Here is a 21076-nt window from a genome sequence, read left to right on the forward strand (position 1 = left end):
GTTTCATTCTATGGAGATCTTGAGGCATTATTCGGTACACTCGAATAACGGCCTCTGGCCTCCCTCACTTATCAAGCTATTCGTTTATTTTCATCACAACCAATCAGAATCCAAAAAAAAACCACCTCTACATTTAAATTTATTTAAAGAAGGTCAGTGTTGCTATTTCAGGTATATATAACCTTATCGGTTCCGCTCAAAAATAAGCCACCTAATTGTCGGTGAAAATACACATACTCATATAAGTGGTTTCGCTATTGTGTCGGCGCAGGATCTCGTTGTTGTATAAAACGAACTTTTTTCACGGATGCAGGCCTATTGAGTGGTTGGTCTTGCGTTGCGTTAGGCTCATTAAATGGCGATCCTGTATAGTCGCATGGTAGCTCATAAGAATGCAGAAATGGTTTATACCGTGTAATCTGCCAGGACAAGTGCGTTGATGGTGGTCGGATTGATATTCACCCTGTGCGTCAGTGGATACAGTGATACCGCCCACCTGTTCCGCTGGCAACTGCACATTAGCTAACCTATTGAGTGTTTGGTGATTTGTATGAAAAAACTGTTTGTGCAGTTTTATCTCTTGTTGTTTGTCTGTTTTCTGGTGATGACCCTGCTGGTTGGCCTGGTGTACAAATTCACCGCAGAACGTGCGGGTAGACAGTCGCTCGACGACTTGATGAAAAGTTCGTTGTATCTGATGCGCAGCGAATTACGCGAAATCCCACCGCGAGACTGGGGGAAAACCCTGAAAGAGATGGATTTAAATCTGTCTTTTGATCTTCGCGTAGAACCGTTGAATAAATACCATCTTGATGCTCCCACCATGCAGCGCTTACGGGAAGGCGATATCGTTGCGCTCGACGATCAGTACACCTTTATTCAACGAATTCCGCGAAGCCACTATGTACTGGCTGTCGGCCCCGTACCTTATCTCTATTTCCTGCACCAGATGCGCTTGCTGGACGTCGCGCTGATGGCCTTCATTGCTATTTCATTGGCCTTCCCTGTGCTGATCTGGATGCGCCCACACTGGCAAGAGATGCTCAGACTGGAGGCCGCAGCACAGCGTTTTGGTGAAGGACATCTTAATGAGCGGTTGCACTTTGACAGCGGCTCAAGCTTTGAGCGTCTGGGCGTGGCGTTTAACCAAATGGCGGACAATATCAATGCCCTGATAGCCAGTAAGAAACAGCTGATTGACGGCATTGCCCATGAGCTTCGTACACCGCTGGTGCGATTGCGTTACCGCCTTGAGATGAGCGATAACCTCACCGAGCAGGAATCGCAGGCGCTAAACCGCGATATTGGTCAACTGGAAGCGTTAATTGAAGAATTGCTCACCTATGCTCGTCTGGATAGGCCGCAAAATGAGCTAAAACTCAGTGTTCCGAACCTGCCCGTGTGGCTAACAACCCATCTGGAAGATGTACAAAGCGTCAACCCTGATCGTGCGGTACGCCTGCGCCATCTTCAGATCGGAGACTACGGCGCACTGGATATGCGCTTGATGGAGCGTGTGCTGGATAATTTGTTAAATAACGCTCTGCGATACTGCCAGTCGACTGTGCAAGCCAGCCTGCAACTCAATGGGAGTCAGGCAACGCTGATCGTCGAAGATGATGGACCCGGCATCGAGCCTGCTGCGCGCGAGCAAATTTTTGAACCGTTTGTACGTCTGGACCCCAGCCGTGACCGGGCGACAGGTGGCTGCGGACTTGGCCTCGCCATCGTCCACTCTATCGCTCTGGCTATGGGCGGTACGGTGGTCTGTGATGAAAGTGAACTGGGTGGTGCCCGCTTCTCCTTCAGTTGGCCTGTCTGGCATAACATACCTGAATTTTCAGCTGCCTGACCTACACGGCTCGGTGGTCAGGCTGGGTATCTTGTGCTATAAAAAAGTATGTTGTAACTAAAATGGTAAATCTATGGCTCGCTACGATCTCGTCGAACGCTTAAACGGAACCTTTCGCCAGATGGAACAAGAACTGGCACACCTCACCGCGCAATTGCAACAGCAGACACTACTGATTGCTCGCGTGTTCTCTTTGCCGGAAGTGGTGAAAGAGGCAGAACACGCGCCACTGGAAACCATCGACGTAAAACAGCACTTGGGTAAAGAGGCGGAAACCCTGGCACTACGCCACTATCGCCACCTGTTTATTCAACAGCAGTCCGAGAATCGCAGTAGCAAAGCGGCTGTCCGCCTGCCGGGGGTACTCTGCTATCAGGTGGATACCGGCACACAAGCCATCCTGGAAGAGCAAATACAACGTATTAATCAGCTTAAAACCACCTTTGAGCGTATTGTCACCGTAGAGTCTGGTCTGCCATCGGCCGCGCGTTTTGAATGGGTGCACCGCCACTTACCAGGGCTGATTACGTTGAACGCCTATCGGACGCTAACGGTTGTCAGAGAGCCGGCTACCCTGCGATTTGGCTGGGCCAACAAGCACATTATTAAGAACCTGACGCGTGATGAGGTACTGCAACAACTGGAAAAGAGCCTGACGTCACCACGCAGCGTGTATCCGTGGACACGCGAAGAGTGGCAGGCCAGGCTTGAGCGCGAATACCAGGACATCGCTGCCCTACCACAACAGGCAAAATTGAAGATCAAACGCCCGGTCAAAGTACAACCCATCGCCCGCGTCTGGTACAAAGGGCAGCAAAAACAGGTGCAATATGCCTGCCCGACGCCATTAATTGCGCTAATAAATAACGAAAACGGCATGACGGTGCCGGATATCGGAGGATTAATGAACTACGATGCTGACAATGTTCAGCACCGTTTTAAGCCTCAGGCGCAACCGTTAAGACTGATTATCCCACGGTTGCACCTGTATGTAGCGGATTAACGACCCGGTCGCATGCTACCGACCATCAGTTCCGGGCGGACCCAACTGTCGAATTCGGCCTCGGTTAAATATCCCAGCGCCAGGGCTGACGCTTTTAAGGTCAGTCCTTCTTTATGCGCCTTTTTAGCAATCTCAGCCGCTTTATCGTAGCCAATATGGGTGTTTAGCGCGGTTACCAGCATCAGTGACTCGTTGAGCAACTGATCAATGCGTTCACGATTTGGCTCGATCCCTGTCGCACAGTGCTCGTTGAAGCTTTCCATACCATCTGCCAACAAACGAACCGATTGCAGGAAGTTATGGATAACCATCGGGCGATAGACGTTCAGTTCAAAATTCCCTGATGCCCCGCCGATATTAACGGCAACATCGTTACCCATGACCTGACAGCACAGCATAGTCAGGGCTTCACATTGTGTCGGGTTGACCTTGCCCGGCATGATGGAACTGCCCGGTTCATTTTCAGGAATAGAAATTTCGCCAATGCCGCAGCGCGGACCGGATGCCAGCCAGCGTACATCATTGGCGATTTTCATCAGCGATGCGGCCAGGCCTTTGAGTGCACCGTGGGCATGTACCAGTGCATCACAGGTGGCTAGCGCTTCGAATTTATTCGGCGCGGTGACAAAAGGTGCAGAGGTCAACACAGCCAGTTCATCCGCAACCCGCTCGGCATATTCCGGGTGAGTGTTCAGCCCGGTCCCTACCGCCGTACCGCCCAACGCCAGTTCAGCAACGTGCGGCAGACTATGTTCGATATGCTTCAGGTTATGCTCCAGCATTGCCACCCAACCAGAGATTTCCTGACCCAGCGTCAGTGGCGTCGCATCCTGTAAATGGGTTCTGCCGATTTTGACAATGTCGGCGAAGGCATGCGATTTTTCACGTAACGTGGTGGTCAACACATTCAACTGAGGGATCAGATGCTCACGCAAAGCCAGCAGCGCGGCGACATGCATTGCCGTGGGAAAAACATCATTTGAACTTTGGCTTTTGTTGACATCATCGTTCGGATGTATTTTTCGCTCCATTCCCCGCACGCCGCCCAACAATTCGCTGGCCCGGTTTGCCAGCACCTCATTCATATTCATATTGCTTTGCGTGCCGGAACCGGTCTGCCAGATAGCCAGCGGAAACTCATCGCGATGCTTATCTGCCAGCACCTCGTCAGCAGCCTGCATGATGGCGGAGGCTTTCTCCGCAGCCAGCAAACCCAAATCCTGGTTAACCTTCGCAGCGGCCCGCTTAGTCAGCGCCAGCGCGTGGATCAGCGAGACCGGCATTTTCTCTGTTGAAATGCGAAAATGCTCCAGCGATCGTTGAGTTTGCGCGCCCCAGAGTTTATCGGCCGGAACATCGATCGCACCCATAGAATCATTCTCGCGGCGTACCGTTACCATTACCTGCTCCTTATATTAACGATTGATTAGGTTATGTTTCGACATTGCCCACTTGCATTGGTCTTATGAGTATTAACGAGGAAAAAACTGTCGTTTGGTGGTTCGTGCGGTAAAAAAAACCGCCCCGTAGGGCGGCTGACGTTACTTAACGCAGCGTGCGCACTGCGACGTCTGAATTTGCTGGAAGAAATCGTTGCCTTTGTCATCCACCAGGATAAACGCCGGGAAATCTTCCACTTCAATTTTCCAGATGGCTTCCATCCCCAGTTCGGGATATTCCACGCACTCCAGACTCTTGATACTGCCCTGGGCCAGCACAGCCGCTGGCCCACCAATGCTGCCTAAGTAGAAACCACCATGCTTATGGCAAGCGTCAGTAACCTGCTGACTGCGGTTTCCTTTTGCCAGCATGATCATACTCCCGCCCGCGGCCTGAAGCTGATCAACATAGGAATCCATGCGACCGGCGGTGGTTGGGCCAAGCGAGCCAGATGCATAACCTTCCGGCGTTTTTGCCGGTCCGGCGTAATAGATTGGGTGATCCTTAACATACTGCGGCAAACTTTCGCCGTTATCCAGACGTTCTTTCAGTTTCGCATGTGCTATGTCACGTCCAACGATGATCGTACCATTCAGCGACAAGCGAGTAGAAACCGGATATTGCGACAACTGTGCCAGAATATCTTTCATCGGACGGTTCAGGTCGACACGCACGGCTTCGCCTTCGCCTGCCTGACGCAGTTCTTCCGGGATATATTTGCCAGGATTGTGTTCGAGCTTCTCAATCCAGATCCCTTCACGGTTGATCTTGGCTTTAATATTACGATCCGCTGAACAAGAAACGCCCATGCCAACCGGGCACGACGCGCCGTGACGCGGTAAGCGGATCACACGGATATCGTGTGCAAAATATTTCCCGCCAAACTGGGCACCTAAACCAAGGTTCTGCGCTTCTATCAGCAGTTCTTTTTCCAGTTCAACATCACGGAATGCCTGGCCGTGCTCGTTACCTTCGGTCGGCAGCTCATCGTAGTATTTCGCCGAAGCCAGTTTCACCGTTTTCAGCGTGGCTTCTGCGGACGTTCCACCAATCACAAACGCGATGTGGTACGGCGGGCAAGCTGCTGTTCCCAGCGTTCGCATCTTCTCCACCAGGTAATTTTTTAATTTGCCTGGTGTGAGCAGCGCTTTGGTTTCCTGGTACAGATAGGTTTTGTTCGCCGAACCACCGCCCTTGGCAATGCACAGGAATTTGTATTCATCGCCGTCGACGGTATACAGGTCAATCTGTGCTGGCAGATTGGTACCGGTGTTCACCTCTTTGTACATATCCAGCGCGGCGTTTTGTGAATAGCGCAGGTTATCTTCGATGTAGGTGTTATAAACCCCACGCGCCAGCGCCGCTTCGTCACCGCCGCCGGTCCAGACACGCTGTCCTTTTTTACCCACGATGATCGCTGTGCCGGTGTCCTGACATGTCGGCAGAATGCCCTTTGCTGCGATATCAGAGTTACGCAGGAATTGCAGGGCGACATATTTATCGTTTTCGCTGGCATCCGGATCGCGCAGAATGTCTGCAACCTGCTGCTGATGTGCAGGGCGCAGCATAAACGATGCGTCATGAAACGCCTGGCGAGCCAGCAAAGTTAAGGCCTCAGGCGCAACTTTGACAATCTCCTGCCCTTCAAATTCGGCAACGGAAACATGGTCGCTGGTCAGCAGATAGTATTCGGTATCATCCTTTTTGAGGGGAAAGGGATGCTGATAATGAAAGGGTTTGTTTGACATTGTGCTCTCACTTACTGCTCGGTCTGGTTATTCTCTGGGCAGATGTTCCATTGCCCTGCTTCCCTGCCGCAGATCGGGTTGTAGAAGGTATGGCTTTCTGCAACCGGAATTACTCAGGGTATTAAAAGCGAGTCACCATATCCTACACAATTTTTTAACAAAAACTGAGACTAGTACGACTTTTTGCACGTGCAGGTTACTTCGTCCGGGGTTTCTTGGTTTAATAGCCAGAGATTTTTCAACATTGAAACAGGGCATTGATAATGCAAAAACTCATCAACTCAGTGCAACACTACGCCTGGGGAAGTAAAACTGCGTTAACGGAACTTTATGGCATTGCCAACCCAACCCAGCAGCCAATGGCCGAGCTGTGGATGGGTGCTCATCCGAAAAGCAGCTCTCAGGTTCAAGGGGCCGATGGCCAACCCGTTGCTCTGCGCGATGTTATCGAGCACGATAAATCCGCACTGTTAGGCGATGCCGTAGCAAAACGCTTTGGCGAACTGCCCTTCCTGTTTAAAGTGCTCTGCGCCGCTCAACCGCTTTCTATTCAGGTCCATCCGAACAAACACAACTCTGAGATAGGATTTGCCAAAGAAAACGCAGCCGGGATCCCAATGGATGCCGCTGAGCGTAACTACAAAGATCCGAACCACAAACCAGAGCTGGTTTTTGCCCTGACGCCATTCCTGGCGATGAATGCGTTTCGCGAGTTCTCTGACATCGTTGCATTGTTACAACCAGTTGCTGGCGCACACCCTGCCATTGCTCACTTTTTACAGGAACCCGGTGCCGAGCGCCTGAGCTACCTTTTCGCCAGCCTGTTAAATATGCAGGACCAGGAAAAATCGCATGCACTGGCAATACTGAAATCAGCCCTTAACAGCCAGCAAGGCGAACCGTGGCAGACTATTCGCCTTATCGCTGATGTCTACCCGAACGACAGCGGTCTTTTCTCCCCACTGCTGCTGAATGTGGTGAAGCTAAATCCTGGCGAAGCGATGTTCCTGTTCGCCGAAACACCGCACGCCTATCTGCAAGGTGTGGCACTTGAGGTCATGGCAAACTCTGATAACGTGCTGCGTGCTGGGCTGACACCAAAATATATTGATATTCCGGAGCTGGTGGCCAACGTTAAATTTGTCGCAAAACCGGCGAACCAACTGTTGACCACTCCGGTCAAAACCGGTGGTGAACTCGACTTCCCGATCCCGGTTGATGATTTCGCCTTCTCCCTGCATGAACTGTCTGCCGGGGAAGCCGTGATTAGCCAGCACAGCGCGGCGATTTTGTTCTGCATAGAAGGTGAAGCGCTACTGAGCAAAGGCGATCAACGTCTGGTACTAAAACCGGGGGAATCCGCATTTATTAGTGCGAATGAATCGCCAATAAGTGTCAGCGGCGTCGGCCGTTTAGCGCGTGTTTACAACAAGCTCTAGCAAGATACTGATATTTTTAACAACTCTTGCTAAGCTAGTAGAGAGTTAAAAACATGTCACTCCTCCAGGCGTCTTCAAACGCCTGGTTTTATTTTATGGATATCGAAATGAAAAAATCGCTGGTAGCTGCGGGTGTGGTGGTTGCGCTGGGTATCGTCTGGACGGGCGGCGCCTGGTACACCGGAAAGAAACTGGAAACGCATCTCGCCGAGATGGTGACGCAGGCAAATGATCAGATCAAACGCTACTCACCTGAGGCAGGAATTGAACTGAGTTATCAAAACTACCAGCGCGGCGTGTTCAATAGCCAACTGCAACTGGTAGTGAAACCCATCGCCGGACAGGAAAACGCATGGCTGAAAGCAGGCCAAACTATCGTTCTGGATGAAACGGTGGATCACGGCCCTTTCCCGTTAACCCAGCTTAAGTCATTGAACCTCATTCCTGCTATGGCTTCGGTGAGAACAACACTGGTGAATAACGATGTCACTAAGCCATTGTTTGATATAGCCAAAGGCGAGTCTCCTTTCGTTATCAACTCCCGAATTAGCTATAGTGGTGACACCCGTTCAGACCTCTCCCTCAAACCATTGAACTACGAGAAAGGCGACGAAAAAGTGGCCTTCAGCGGTGGGGAATTCCAGTTCACCGCAGATAAAGACGGTAACGCGGTTTCCTTGACGGGCGCTGCGCAAAGCGGTCAGGTTAATGCAGTCAACGAATACGACCAGAAGGTGCAAGTTACCTTTAATAACCTGACAACCGAAGGGTCCAGCAGCGTCGCCAGTTTTGGTGAACGCATCGGCGACCAGAAGCTGTCTCTCGATAAACTGTCGATATCGGTCGAAGGCAAAGAGCTGGCCGTGCTGGAAGGCATGGGAATTGATGGTAAATCCGATCTGATTAACGATGGAAAAACCGTGAACAGTCAGTTGGATTACACCCTGAACAGCCTTAAATTACAGGGCCAGGATTTGGGTAGCGGTAAGCTGACGCTGAAAGTGGGTCAGATTGACGGTGAAGCCCTGCATCAGTTCAGCCAGCAGTACAGTGCCCAAACCAAGGCACTGATGTCGCAGATTGATGTCGTCCAAAACCCAGAGCTTTATCAGCAGAAAGTGACGGAAGCATTCTTTAATGCGCTGCCCATTCTGATGAAGGGTGAACCCGTAATCACCATTGCGCCGTTAAGCTGGAAAAATGCGAAAGGCGAAACGACGTTTAACCTGTCGCTGCTGCTTAAAGATCCAACCGCGACCAAAGAAGAGCCACAAACGCTGGCTCAGGAAGTGGATCGTTCTGTCAAATCACTGGACGCGAAGCTGACTATTCCTGTGGATATGGCGACTGAGTTCATGACACAGATAGCCAAAATTGAAGGCTATCAGCAGGAGCAAGCCGCGGGTCTGGCTAAACAGCAGGTCAATGGTCTGGCAGCGATGGGGCAGATGTTCCGCATTACCACGATGCAGGACAACACCATCGGTTCCAGCCTGCAGTACACCAATGGCCAGGTAACACTCAACGGGCAGAAGATGCCACTGGATGAGTTTGTTGGTATGTTCGGTATGCCGACCCTTGGCGAACCGGATGCTCCGGCAGTTCCACAACAGTAATGATGCTCTGAACCAAGCCCGATAATACTGCTTATCGGGCTTTTGCTTTTCGGCAAGCTACTTCTGCGTGACCAGTCGGGCGGAAAGCGTCAGATTGCGGGAATGGCTGTCATCATGACCAATGCGCTGCAGTATACGTTCAGCCAGGGTGTAACCCATTTCGCGTGCCGGGGTACTGGCCCAGATAATGGGAATGTCATCCAGCGCGTTTTCCGCCACATCCGCAAATCCAGCCAGTGAAACTTGCTGTTCAAAATAGCGATCGACGCCAATTTCGCCGCTCTGACGCCCCGCTCTCATCAGACCAAACCAGGCGCCAACAGCGATGGTTTCGTTGTAACACACAACGGCGCTGATCGTCGGGTTGCGGCGTAACAGTGCAGTAACGGCTTCGGCTGCCTGTTTTTGACTGGATGAACACTCCAGAACCCAATCACTATGAAACGGTAAACCATATTTTAGCAGCGTCGCACAATAGCCGCCGACACGCTCTGCGCGGGTTAAAGAAGAACTCTGTCCTCCCAGCCACGCGATTCGCTGGTGACCGTGCCGAATAAGATGCTCAACCAACAATTGCGCTGCCTGCATGTTGTCGGGTCGGACCGTGTCGACGTCATCCAGATAACTGGCTCGGGAGGCAAATACGACCGGAATCCCTTTTTCTTCAGCCAGCTGTCGCAGTGCATCACTGCTGTCAGCAGCACCCGCAATGACTACACCATCCACGCCCTGATTGAGTAGCATCGCGAAACGCTGCGCCAATTGCTCACCGTCTTTACCGCCGTGTAAAAGAAAGACCATCCGACCCTGTGCTTCTAATGCTTCCGTCAGACCTGCCGTCAGTTCCGCATAAAATGGCGCAGACAGATCGCGTACAATCAGCCCGACCACACCACTCTGACCGCCACGCAGTACCGATGCCTGACGATTACGTACGAACCCCAACTGCTCAATGGCAGCGTTTACCCGCTCCCCGGTTGCGGATGAGATACGCCCTTTTCCACTAAGCACCAATGAGACTGTACTGACCGAAACTCCCGCAGCCAGCGCAACATCATGGATGGTTATTTTTTTGGCTATAGCCATAAAAACAGAAAACTCCCTGATAACGTGACGGATAAAACGTTTTATCAATCGGTTATAGTTATACCCCCTATTATCATTCGATAATGTGATTTATACCGCACTAAAATTAGGTAAAACGTTTTATCTTCTCGCCATCATTAGTCACCGAGCTTTCACGAGGAGTCGTTAGATGACGACGAGAACCACACCAAAAATAACGTTATGGGAATTTTTCCAGCAGTTGGGCAAAACCTTCATGTTGCCCGTGGCTCTGCTCTCCTTCTGCGGGATCATGTTGGGGATCGGCAGTTCGTTAAGCAGCCATGATGTCTTAACGCTGATCCCCGCATTGGGTAACCCGGTGCTTCAGGCTCTTTTTACCTGGATGAGTAAAGTCGGCTCTTTCGCCTTTAGTTTCTTACCCGTGATGTTCTGTATTGCTATTCCTCTCGGTCTGGCGCGCGAGAACAAAGGTGTGGCGGCATTTGCTGGGTTTGTTGGCTACGCGGTCATGAACCTTGCCGTTAACTTCTGGTTGACGGCGAAAGGGATTTTACCCACCACAGATGCGGCAATCCTGAAGGCCAATAATATCCAAAACATCCTGGGTATCCAGTCGATCGACACCGGTATCCTCGGGGCCGTCATCGCCGGGATCATTGTCTGGATGTTGCATGAGCGCTTCCACAATATCCGTCTGCCGGACGCATTGGCTTTCTTCGGCGGCACCCGTTTTGTTCCCATCATCTCTTCACTGGTCATGGGGCTGGTTGGGTTAGTTATCCCTCTGATCTGGCCTGTATTTGCGATGGGTATTACCGGGCTTGGCAATATCATCAACAGCGCAGGTGAATTTGGTCCGATGCTGTTTGGTACCGGTGAACGTCTTCTGCTGCCTTTTGGCCTGCATCATATTCTGGTGGCTCTCATTCGCTTTACTGAAGCGGGCGGTACCCAGGAAGTGTGTGGTCATAGCGTCAGTGGCGCACTCACTATTTTCCAGGCGCAGCTGAGTTGCCCAACCACGCAAGGCTTCTCTGAAAGCGCAACCCGCTTCCTGTCTCAGGGCAAAATGCCGGCATTCCTCGGCGGTTTGCCAGGTGCTGCATTAGCAATGTATCACTGTGCTCGTCCTGAGAATCGACATAAAATTAAAGGGTTATTAATTTCAGGTCTGATTGCCTGCGTCATTGGCGGTACCACTGAACCACTCGAGTTCTTGTTCTTGTTTGTTGCCCCGGTTCTGTACGTGATCCACGCCTTGTTGACCGGCCTCGGCTTTACCGTGATGGCAGTGCTCGGTGTGACTATTGGCAACACAGACGGTAACCTGATTGACTTCGTGGTGTTCGGGATCCTGCACGGGTTGTCAACCAAGTGGTACCTGGTCCCTGTTGTCGCGGCCATCTGGTTTGCGGTGTACTACGTTATCTTCCGCTTCGCGATCACCCGCTTTAATCTGAAAACACCGGGCCGTGATGTCGAAGTTGCCAGCAATATCGAGAAAGTGATGGCAGGCACACCCGGTAAATCTGGCTACAATGTCCCGGCAATTCTGGCGGCACTGGGCGGCGCAGAGAATATCGTTAGTCTGGATAACTGCATTACCCGTTTGCGTTTGTCGGTCAAAGATATGTCACGCGTAAATGTCCAGGCACTGAAAGACAACCGGGCCATTGGCGTGGTACAGCTCAATCAGCATAACCTTCAGGTCGTTATTGGCCCGCAGGTCCAGTCAGTGAAAGACGAAATCGCGGTTCTGATGAATACAGTACAGGCGTGAGGACAACGACATGTTTGATTTTTCAAAGGTTGTGAACAGGCAAGGAACATGGTGTACCCAGTGGGATTATGTCGCTGACCGTTTCGGCACTGCCGATCTGCTGCCGTTCACCATCTCTGATATGGATTTTGCAACGGCCCCTTGCATTCTGGAGGCGCTGACCCAGCGCCTGTCACATGGCGTATTAGGATATAGCCGTTGGAAAAATGACGAATTTCTGGCGGCCATTAGCCACTGGTTTCTCACTCGTCACAATACCCGGATCGATCCTCAGTCGCTGGTATATGGCCCCTCAGTTATCTATATGGTCTCTGAACTCATCCGCCAGTGGTCATCTGCTGGCGACGCGGTCGTTGTCCATACGCCAGCTTACGATGCTTTCTACAAGGCTATCGAAGGCAACCAGCGCACAGTGCTCCCCGTCGCTCTGGAAAAGCGGAGCGACGGTTGGTATTGCGACATGGCAAAGCTGGAGGCAGCTCTCTCACGACCCGAGAGTAAAATTCTTCTGCTGTGCAGCCCACAAAATCCAACAGGCAAAGTGTGGACGCGCGAGGAACTGGAAACCATGGCTGACTTATGCCAGCGACATGGTGTCAACGTCATTTCCGATGAAATCCATATGGATATGGTGTGGGGAGACCAACCGCATATCCCATGGATCAATGTCGCACGCGGCGACTGGGCGCTACTCACCTCCGGCTCCAAGAGTTTCAATATCCCGGCATTAACCGGCGCGTATGGGATCATCGAAGACGCCAGTAGCCGCAACGATTATCTCAGTGCGCTAAAGGGACGCGATGGGTTGTCCTCTCCTGCGGTGCTGGCGCTCACAGCACATATTGCCGCCTATCAGCAAGGTGAGCACTGGTTGGATGCCTTACGGGATTATCTTGCCGGCAACCTGCATTACGTTGCTGATGAACTTAATATCGCATTCCCTGAACTTAACTGGCAGATCCCACAATCCACCTATCTGGCCTGGATAGACTTACGTCCGCTCAAGGTTGATGACCAGGCGTTACAAAATGCGCTTATTCACCAGCAAAAAGTGGCGATCATGCCGGGATCGACCTACGGAGAGGAAGGATGCGGTTTTGTGCGCCTGAATACCGGATGCCCCCGTTCAAAACTTGAGAAAGGCGTTCAGGGATTAATTAACGCCCTACGCTCTCTGCGTTAACTAAAGTTGCGCAATGAAATTAATCATTGCGCAACATAGATTTTTATCCCGATTTATTCTTATAATACTGCGCACTTTACCTAAAAACATGAGTGCGACCATGATTGATACTTCCCTTCCTTTAACCGACGTCCATCGCCACCTTGATGGGAACATCCGTGCCCAAACGATCCTGGATCTTGGTCGTCAGTTTAATTTAACGCTTCCTGCTCAAACACTTGAAACGCTGATCCCTCACGTGCAGGTAACGTCAACTGAGCCTGATTTGGTCAGTTTTTTGTCAAAGCTTGACTGGGGTGTGAAAGTGCTGGCATCGCTGGATGCCTGTCGTCGCGTCGCATTTGAAAATATCGAGGATGCCGCACGTAATGGTCTGCATTACGTTGAATTACGTTTTTCTCCAGGCTACATGGCTATGGCGCATCAACTCCCTGTTGCAGGTGTGGTTGAAGCCGTTATTGCCGGCGTACGCGAGGGCTGCAAGACCTTTGGCGTTGAAGCCCGTTTAATTGGCATTATGAGCCGTACCTTCGGCGAAGCTGCCTGTCTGCAGGAACTGGATGCACTGCTAGCGCACCGTGATCACATCACAGCACTGGATTTGGCCGGCGATGAACTCGGTTTCCCGGGTAGTTTGTTCCTGTCCCATTTCAACCGTGCGCGCGACGCAGGTTGGCATATCACGGTTCATGCAGGTGAAGCGGCGGGCCCGGAAAGCATCTGGCAAGCTATCAGAGAACTGGGAGCAGAGCGTATTGGCCACGGTGTAAAAGCCGTCGAAGATCGCGCCCTGATGGATTTTCTCGCCGAGCAGCGTATCGGTATTGAATCCTGCCTGACATCGAATATTCAAACCAGTACCGTCGCCTCACTGACGACGCATCCGCTGAAAACATTCCTTGAGCACGGTGTACTGGCCAGTCTGAATACGGACGATCCGGCGGTTCAGGGCGTGGATATTATTCACGAATACACCGTAGCCGCCCCGGCTGCAGGATTAACGCGTGAACAGATTCGCCAGGCGCAAATCAATGGTCTGGAAATGGCGTTCCTGAGCAATGTAGAGAAACAAGCACTGCGTGAGAAAGTCGCCGCAGCGTAGTGGTTTTATTGCCGGATGGCGCTAACGCTTATCCGGCCTACGTTACAATGTAGGCCGGATAAGATGCCTGGACATTATCAGGCAAGGCACAGTGTCGATCGGTGTTTCGCCGATTCAATGCCCAGCTCAATCAGTTCCATGATTTGGATGGCTTGTCTGGCTGGAACCGGGTTCTCGCCGTTACCATTCAGCGCATCACGGATACCCGCATAGTACGCCGGATAATTGCCTGGCACGGTTAACCAGGTTTCTTCCACCTGCTCATCGCCTTCCATGCGTGTCAGTACACCATCACGCATGTCATAACCCCAGTCTTCCTGCGGCAGGCGCTCACCATTTTTAAGACGTTCCTCTTGTGGGTCCAGACCATACTTCACATAGCTGCCACGCGATCCGTGAACGATATAACGAGCAGACTCAGCGGCTGCCAGCATCGTTCCGTGCAGAATCACCCGACGCTGCGGATACGTCAGGATGGCATGGAAGTAATCTGTTGACTGCGCCCCCGGGCGGAGCTGTGCCAGATCGACCGTCAAACTAACGGGTAAGCCAAACAGGTTAATTGCCTGATCTAAAAGATGCGGCGCTAAGTCATACCAGATACCACTCCCTGGGCCACCCTGTTCACGCCAGCGGTCACGGACCTGCGGGCGGAAGCGATCGAAATGAGATTCAAAATAAGCCACCTCACCCAACGCGCCATCAGCCAGCAACGCTTTCAGCGTCAGAAAATCGCTGTCCCAGCGACGGTTATGGAAGACAGAAAGCAGGCGACCTACGCTTCTGGCCAGCGCATCCAGCTCGCGCGCTTGTGACAGTGTCACAGTGAAAGGCTTATCAACAACCACATGCTTACCTGCTTCCAGCGCCGCTTTCGCCAGCGGGAAGTGTGTATCATTGGGTGTAGGGATCACAATCAGGTCAATACTCGGGTCGTTAAACAGGTGTTTAGGCTCAGTAACAACTGCCACTGAAGGCCAGTCCGCCTTCACTTTTGTTTCATCACTACTGGACACCGCAACCAGTTCCAGACCCGGAGTGCCCACGATCAGGGGGGCATGGAAAGTTTTACTGGCATAACCGTAGCCGATTAGCCCAACGCGGATGTTGTCACTCATGTTTTTGCCTCTCAATTCAGATCTGGCCTATTTCACACCATAGATAGTAGCGCCACAATAGTTTAATAACCTTTGTGCTACAAAGGCTGTTGCTTAACTTAAGTCAAACATATGCCACTTAGAGTTAACTTGCCGCGAAAAAGTCATCGAAATCGTTCCCAATGCTCTTGCTGTATTATTTATTGATAAGTAACATTTGCTACCTGTGTTTATGGATAAATCAAAGCAAATGTCGTCAGTAATGAATCGTCTTATTGAATTAACAGGTTGGATTGTTCTCGTGGTCTCCGTGATCCTGTTGGGTGTTGCCAATCATATTGACAACTACCAACCACCGGAACCCGTCGCTGCAGTACAGAAAAAATAAATATACGCAGCCCGTTATAGCCTGGCAGTTAACTCCGCGATGGTTGCTGGGTAGGGCTGTAAAAGATCAGTTTTTGTCAAAAAAAAAGCGAATTATGCCGCATCCCGCTCCAGCGCGTATTGCCTGCGATCGTGAAGCGCGTTACCCTTTCCGCAGGCGCGAATAGCGCCTGGTTTCCCACAGGGTTGAAAACTCTTCTTACATTTGCGTGCAAATTCGCGTTTACCTGTACAACGTTGGTTGTTTTTTAATATTTACTACTCCGTTAGTATTATTTTATTAATATGGATTGCCTTTTATGACTGTTCAGGATTACTTATTAAAATTCCGCAAAATCAGTTCGCTAGAAAGTCTGGAAAAATTGTTCGATCATCTTAACTACACACTGACTGACGATAGCGACATTATCAATATGTATCGCGCTGCAGACCACCGTCGTGCCGAGCTCATTTCGGGAGGTCGCCTGTTCGATGTCGGTCAGGTGCCAAAATCCGTCTGGCATTACGTGCAATAAACAAGAAAGTAGCGTCTGACGTTAAAAGCTTTATAATAATTGCCCCAAAATGAACGGCATGTCTGTTCGCGCGCGTAAACCTGGAGATGAAATGACTACAACACCGGCACAACGTATCGGAGGCTGGCTACTTGGGCCATTGGCCTGGCTGTTAGTCGCGTTGTTAAGTGCTTCGCTGGCGTTACTGCTGTATGTCACTGCGTTGGCCACACCGCAGACATTCCACACGCTGAGCGAGCAAAGTACGACGAATTTGCTGCTATGGGGCGTCTCCTTTATTACCGCTATCGCCATGTGGTACTACACGTTGTGGCTGACCGTCGCGTTTTTCAAACGCAGAGCCTGTGTGCCAAAGCACTATATTATATGGCTGCTGATCTCAGTGTTGTTGGCGATTAAAGCGTTTGCATTCTCTCCTGTTCCGGATGCATTTGCCGTGCGTCAGTTGCTGTTCCCATTGTTGGCGGCTGCGCTGCTGGTGCCCTATTTCAAACGCTCGCAACGCGTTAAGACAACGTTTGTGAACCCGTAATAACCCTACAGTTAACCTGTTGTCGCCTGTTGTAGATTGTCAGATAATAGGCGGCTTTTTTATTTCAGGCCGAAAAATGACTGATTACCTGCTGCTGTTTGTCGGAACTGTACTGGTCAATAACTTTGTACTGGTCAAGTTTCTGGGCTTATGCCCCTTTATGGGCGTTTCCAAAAAACTGGAAACCGCAATGGGTATGGGCCTCGCCACGACCTTTGTAATGACGCTGGCATCCATTTGCGCATGGCTGATTGACACCTGGATCCTTATCCCTCTCGATCTCATCTACCTGCGCACGCTGGCGTTTATTCTGGTCATCGCCGTGGTAGTGCAATTTACCGAGATGGTTGTACGCAAAACCAGCCCTGCGCTGTATCGCCTGCTGGGGATCTTCTTACCGCTAATCACCACTAACTGCGCGGTTTTGGGTGTGGCGTTGCTGAACATCAACCTTGGGCATAATTTTTTACAGTCGGCGCTGTACGGTTTTTCCGCCGCCGTCGGCTTCTCACTGGTGATGGTTCTGTTCGCCGCAATTCGCGAACGCCTCGCCGTGGCAGACGTTCCTGCCCCGTTCCGCGGTAATGCGATTGCGCTGATTACCGCTGGTTTAATGTCTTTGGCCTTTATGGGCTTTAGTGGTTTGGTGAAGTTGTAATGAATGCTATCTGGATTGCCGTTGCCGCAGTAAGTCTGCTGGGTCTGGCGTTCGGCGCTATTTTGGGTTATGCCTCTCGTCGATTTGCCGTCGAGGATGATCCGGTCGTGGAGAAAATTGATGAAATTCTCCCGCAAAGCCAATGTGGACAGTGCGGTTACCCAGGCTGCCGTCCTTATGCTGAAGCGATTGGTTGTCAGGGTGAAAAAATAAACCGCTGCGCCCCTGGTGGCGAAGCGGTGATGCTAAAAATCGCGACCCTGTTGAACGTCGATCCGCAACCTATTGATGGTGATGAGCAGGATGCTACCCCCGTCCGTATGCTGGCGGTCATTGATGAAAATAACTGTATCGGCTGCACAAAATGTATTCAGGCCTGCCCGGTCGATGCCATCGTGGGCGCTACGCGCGCCATGCACACGGTGATGAGCGATCTGTGCACCGGATGCAACTTGTGCGTTGATCCGTGCCCGACCCAATGTATCGAATTACGCCCGGTCGCCGAAACACCTGACAGCTGGAAGTGGGATTTAAACACTATTCCTGTGCGCATCATTCCTGTGGAACAACATGCTTAAGTTATTCTCCGCATTCAGAAAAAATAAAATCTGGGACTTTGATGGCGGCATTCACCCACCAGAAATGAAGACCCAATCTAACGGGACACCGCTGCGGCAGGTTCCGCTGGCTCCGCGCTTTATTATTCCGTTGAAGCAGCATATTGGCGCTGAAGGTGAACTGTGTGTCAATGTGGGCGACACCGTGCTGCGTGGTCAGGCGCTAACCCGTGGGCGCGGCAGAATGCTGCCCGTGCACGCCCCAACATCCGGCACCGTTGTTGCCATTGCCCCGCACTCCACCGCGCATCCTTCGGCTTTAGCTGAACTTAGCGTCATCATTGATGCGGACGGTGAGGATCGCTGGATTGAGCGTGACGGCTGGGCAAATTATCGTGCCCACAGCCGCGAGGAGCTCATAGCCCGTATTCACCAATTCGGTGTTGCCGGACTCGGCGGCGCAGGTTTTCCAACTGGCGTCAAACTGCAAGGTGGCGGTGATAAAATTGAAACACTGATCATCAACGCCGCTGAATGTGAACCCTACATCACCGCCGATGACCGCTTAATGCAAGATTGTGCGGCTCAGGTAGTCGAAGGTATCCGCATACTTGCTCATATTCTTCAACCGCGTGAAGTTCTGCTGGGTATTGAAGATAACAAACCGCAGGCCATCTCCATGCTGCGCGCTGTGTTGGCTGATTCTCACGATATCAGCTTACGTGTCATCCCCACTAAATACCCGTCAGGCGGCGCCAAGCAACTGACGCAAATTCTGACCGGTAAACAGGTTCCTCACGGTGGACGTTCCTCCGATATCGGGGTGCTGATGCAAAACGTGGGGACTGCCTATGCTGTCAAGCGGGCCGTTATTGACGGCGAGCCAATCACAGAGCGAGTGGTCACGCTAACGGGCGAAGCAGTCAGTCGCCCAGGCAATGTTTGGGCGCGATTGGGTACACCTGTTCGTCACCTGCTCAACGATGCAGGTTTCTGTCCTTCTGCTGACCAGATGGTGATCATGGGCGGTCCGCTAATGGGCTTTACCCTGCCCTGGCTGGATGTCCCTATCGTGAAGATCAGCAACTGCCTTCTTGCGCCTTCTGCCAGTGAAATGGGTGAACCGCAGGAAGAGAAAGGCTGTATTCGCTGTAGCGCCTGTGCCGATGCCTGCCCTGCCGATCTTCTGCCGCAGCAACTTTACTGGTTCAGTAAAGGCCAGCAGCATGATAAAGCGACAACCCACAATATTGCTGACTGCATTGAATGCGGCGCATGTGCATGGGTATGCCCAAGCAATATCCCGCTGGTACAGTACTTCCGTCAGGAAAAGGCTGAGATTTACGCCATCAGTCAGGAAGAAAAACGTGCTGCAGAAGCAAAAGCACGCTTTGAGGCCCGCCAGGCCCGGCTTGAGCGTGAAAAAGCGGCACGTCTTGAACGGCATAAAAGCGCAGCTGTACAACCTGCAGCGAAAGATCATGATGCCATCGCTGCCGCACTGGCTCGCGTAAAAGAGAAACAGGCTCAGGCGATGCAGCCGGTTGTCATCCAGGCGGGTGAAAAACCTGATAACAGCGCAGTGATTGCCGCACGTGAAGCGCGAAAAGCGCAGGCTCGCGCCGCACGCAGTGAAAATCTGTCAAAAGAAGAGGACAGCAGCGCGGGTACGGATCCACGCAAAGCCGCCGTCGAAGCTGCTATTGCCCGCGCCAAAGCCCGGAAACTTGAGCAACAAGCCACCACAGAACCCGCCGAGTCGGTTGACCCGCGCAAAGCCGCCGTCGAAGCCGCTATTGCCCGCGCTAAAGCCCGGAAACTTGAGCAACAAGCCACCACAGAACCCGCCGAGTCGGTTGACCCGCGCAAAGCCGCCGTCGAAGCCGCTATTGCCCGCGCCAAAGCCCGGAAGCTTGAGCAACAAGCCACCACAGACCCCGCCGAGCCGGTTGACCCGCGCAAAGCTGCCGTTGCGGCCGCTATTGCACGCGCTCAGGCCAAGAAAGCCGCACAGCAGCAGGTTGTAAACGAGGAATAAATGGTATTCAGAATAGCTAGCTCCCCTTATACCCATAACCAGCGTCAGACATCGCGTATCATGATGCTGGTTCTGATTGCTGCATTACCAGGAATTGCCGCTCAATGGTGGTTCTTCGGCTGGGGTACATTGTTCCAGATAGCGCTGGCATCGGTCAGTGCCATCGCTGCAGAAGCGGGCGTGCTTAAACTACGTAAACAGCCCGTAGCCGCGACCCTGAAAGACAACTCCGCCCTGCTGACAGGGTTGCTGCTTGCCGTCAGTATTCCCCCTCTGGCTCCGTGGTGGATGGTGATCCTGGGTACCGTCTTTGCCGTTATCATTGCCAAGCAACTGTATGGCGGTCTTGGGCAGAATCCATTTAATCCGGCAATGATTGGTTATGTCGTGCTGTTGATCTCATTCCCGGTGCAGATGACAAGCTGGCTGCCACCGCATGAAATTGCCGCTACGGTGCCCGGATTTTTTGATGCTTTAAACGTTATCTTTAGCGGACATACCGCCGGCGGCGGCGATATGAACACGCTACGCATGGGCATCGATGGTATTAGTCAGGCAACGCCTCTGGACACCTTTAAGACCTCCCTGCACGCGGGACATACTGTTGAGCAGGTGATGCAGTATCCGATTTACAGCGGCATGCTCGCGGGCGCTGGCTGGCAGTGGGTAAACCTTGCCTGGCTGGCGGGTGGTATCGTTTTGTTATGGCAAAAAGCAATTCGTTGGCATATCCCGGTTAGTTTTCTGCTGTCACTTGCCGTTTGTTCAACGTTAGGCTGGTTTTTCTCTCCGGCGTCGCTGGCATCACCGCAGTTGCATCTGCTTTCCGGTGCTACCATGCTGGGCGCATTCTTTATTCTTACCGATCCCGTTACGGCATCAACAACCAACCGTGGTCGCCTGATTTTTGGCGCGCTTGCGGGCCTGTTGGTCTGGCTGATTCGTAGTTTTGGGGGATATCCTGATGGCGTGGCCTTTGCCGTGTTACTGGCAAATATCACCGTTCCGCTGATTGATTATTACACCCGTCCTCGTGTGTACGGACATCGCTAAGGACAACG

The 21076-nt window shown here is 51.9% G+C and carries 18 protein-coding genes; 14 read left to right on the top strand and 4 right to left on the bottom strand.

Going from position 1 to position 21076, the window contains the following annotated elements:
• The first annotated feature begins 550 nt into the window (after window positions 1-550).
• Together rstB and tus are read left to right on the top strand one after the other, a co-directional pair.
• Entirely contained in the window at window positions 551-1852 is a 1302-nt protein-coding gene (gene rstB / locus NNN64_RS03945; protein WP_271440557.1) for a two-component system sensor histidine kinase RstB, read from the top strand.
• A 73-nt stretch (window positions 1853-1925) separates the two neighbouring features.
• The gene (gene tus, locus NNN64_RS03950; RefSeq protein ID WP_271440558.1) at window positions 1926-2855 is read left to right on the top strand and encodes a DNA replication terminus site-binding protein; all 930 of its coding nucleotides are present in this window, start codon (window positions 1926-1928) and stop codon (window positions 2853-2855) included.
• Here the strand turns inward: tus and fumC are convergent.
• Both fumC and fumB read right to left on the bottom strand, forming a co-directional pair.
• On the bottom strand, window positions 2852-4255 hold the full coding sequence (gene fumC / locus NNN64_RS03955; RefSeq protein WP_271440559.1) for a class II fumarate hydratase: 1404 nt from the start codon (window positions 4253-4255) through the stop codon (window positions 2852-2854). The genes tus and fumC overlap by 4 nt on opposite strands.
• 141 nt (window positions 4256-4396) lie before the next feature.
• Entirely contained in the window at window positions 4397-6043 is a 1647-nt protein-coding gene (gene fumB / locus NNN64_RS03960) for a class I fumarate hydratase (protein WP_271440560.1), read from the bottom strand.
• 263 nt (window positions 6044-6306) lie between these two features.
• Between fumB and manA the strand changes: the two genes are divergently transcribed.
• Together manA and NNN64_RS03970 are read left to right on the top strand one after the other, a co-directional pair.
• A complete protein-coding gene (gene manA / locus NNN64_RS03965; RefSeq protein WP_005121190.1) occupies window positions 6307-7482 on the top strand; it encodes a mannose-6-phosphate isomerase in 1176 nt (391 codons plus the stop codon).
• Window positions 7483-7589: 107 nt separating this feature from the next.
• Window positions 7590-9098 carry a YdgA family protein gene (locus tag NNN64_RS03970; protein ID WP_271440561.1) on the top strand — a complete coding sequence of 503 codons (1509 nt, stop codon included), beginning with the start codon at window positions 7590-7592 and terminating at the stop codon, window positions 9096-9098.
• Window positions 9099-9155: 57 nt separating this feature from the next.
• Here NNN64_RS03970 and NNN64_RS03975 read toward each other — a convergent pair whose 3' ends face one another.
• The gene (locus NNN64_RS03975) at window positions 9156-10184 is read right to left on the bottom strand and encodes a Mal regulon transcriptional regulator MalI (RefSeq protein ID WP_137381259.1); all 1029 of its coding nucleotides are present in this window, start codon (window positions 10182-10184) and stop codon (window positions 9156-9158) included.
• 169 nt (window positions 10185-10353) lie between these two features.
• On the opposite strand from NNN64_RS03975, the gene malX reads away from it, so the two are divergent.
• The 3 genes from malX to add all read left to right on the top strand — a co-directional run bounded on the left by malX (window position 10354) and on the right by add (window position 14231).
• A complete protein-coding gene (gene malX, locus NNN64_RS03980; RefSeq protein WP_271440562.1) occupies window positions 10354-11946 on the top strand; it encodes a maltose/glucose-specific PTS transporter subunit IIBC in 1593 nt (530 codons plus the stop codon).
• A 10-nt stretch (window positions 11947-11956) separates the two neighbouring features.
• Complete coding sequence (locus NNN64_RS03985; RefSeq protein ID WP_271440563.1) at window positions 11957-13129, top strand: MalY/PatB family protein; 1173 nt, start codon at window positions 11957-11959, stop codon at window positions 13127-13129.
• Window positions 13130-13229: 100 nt separating this feature from the next.
• Window positions 13230-14231, top strand: coding sequence for an adenosine deaminase (gene add, locus NNN64_RS03990; RefSeq protein ID WP_271440564.1), 1002 nt, complete (start codon window positions 13230-13232; stop codon window positions 14229-14231).
• A gap of 77 nt (window positions 14232-14308) precedes the next feature.
• On the opposite strand, the gene NNN64_RS03995 is transcribed toward add, so the two are convergent.
• Window positions 14309-15349 carry an oxidoreductase gene (locus NNN64_RS03995; protein ID WP_048211743.1) on the bottom strand — a complete coding sequence of 347 codons (1041 nt, stop codon included), beginning with the start codon at window positions 15347-15349 and terminating at the stop codon, window positions 14309-14311.
• Window positions 15350-15590: 241 nt separating this feature from the next.
• On the opposite strand from NNN64_RS03995, the gene blr reads away from it, so the two are divergent.
• From blr to rsxD, 7 genes are all read left to right on the top strand, one after another.
• On the top strand, window positions 15591-15716 hold the full coding sequence (blr, locus tag NNN64_RS04000) for a division septum protein Blr (protein WP_040233850.1): 126 nt from the start codon (window positions 15591-15593) through the stop codon (window positions 15714-15716).
• A 298-nt stretch (window positions 15717-16014) separates the two neighbouring features.
• Window positions 16015-16230, top strand: coding sequence for a transcription modulator YdgT (ydgT, locus tag NNN64_RS04005; protein WP_003832804.1), 216 nt, complete (start codon window positions 16015-16017; stop codon window positions 16228-16230).
• 91 nt (window positions 16231-16321) lie between these two features.
• On the top strand, window positions 16322-16762 hold the full coding sequence (locus tag NNN64_RS04010; protein ID WP_271440565.1) for a DUF2569 domain-containing protein: 441 nt from the start codon (window positions 16322-16324) through the stop codon (window positions 16760-16762).
• 76 nt (window positions 16763-16838) lie between these two features.
• Window positions 16839-17420, top strand: coding sequence for an electron transport complex subunit RsxA (gene rsxA, locus NNN64_RS04015; RefSeq protein WP_005121199.1), 582 nt, complete (start codon window positions 16839-16841; stop codon window positions 17418-17420).
• Window positions 17420-17998 carry an electron transport complex subunit RsxB gene (gene rsxB, locus NNN64_RS04020; RefSeq protein WP_005121200.1) on the top strand — a complete coding sequence of 193 codons (579 nt, stop codon included), beginning with the start codon at window positions 17420-17422 and terminating at the stop codon, window positions 17996-17998. The genes rsxA and rsxB overlap by 1 nt, the downstream gene beginning before the upstream one ends.
• Window positions 17991-20015 carry an electron transport complex subunit RsxC gene (gene rsxC / locus NNN64_RS04025; RefSeq protein WP_271440566.1) on the top strand — a complete coding sequence of 675 codons (2025 nt, stop codon included), beginning with the start codon at window positions 17991-17993 and terminating at the stop codon, window positions 20013-20015. The genes rsxB and rsxC overlap by 8 nt, the downstream gene beginning before the upstream one ends.
• The gene (rsxD, locus tag NNN64_RS04030; protein WP_271440567.1) at window positions 20016-21068 is read left to right on the top strand and encodes an electron transport complex subunit RsxD; all 1053 of its coding nucleotides are present in this window, start codon (window positions 20016-20018) and stop codon (window positions 21066-21068) included. It begins immediately after the preceding gene.
• Window positions 21069-21076: the final 8 nt, after the last annotated feature.

Source organism: Citrobacter sp. Igbk 14 (assembly GCF_028069825.1).
Taxonomy (GTDB): domain Bacteria; phylum Pseudomonadota; class Gammaproteobacteria; order Enterobacterales; family Enterobacteriaceae; genus Citrobacter.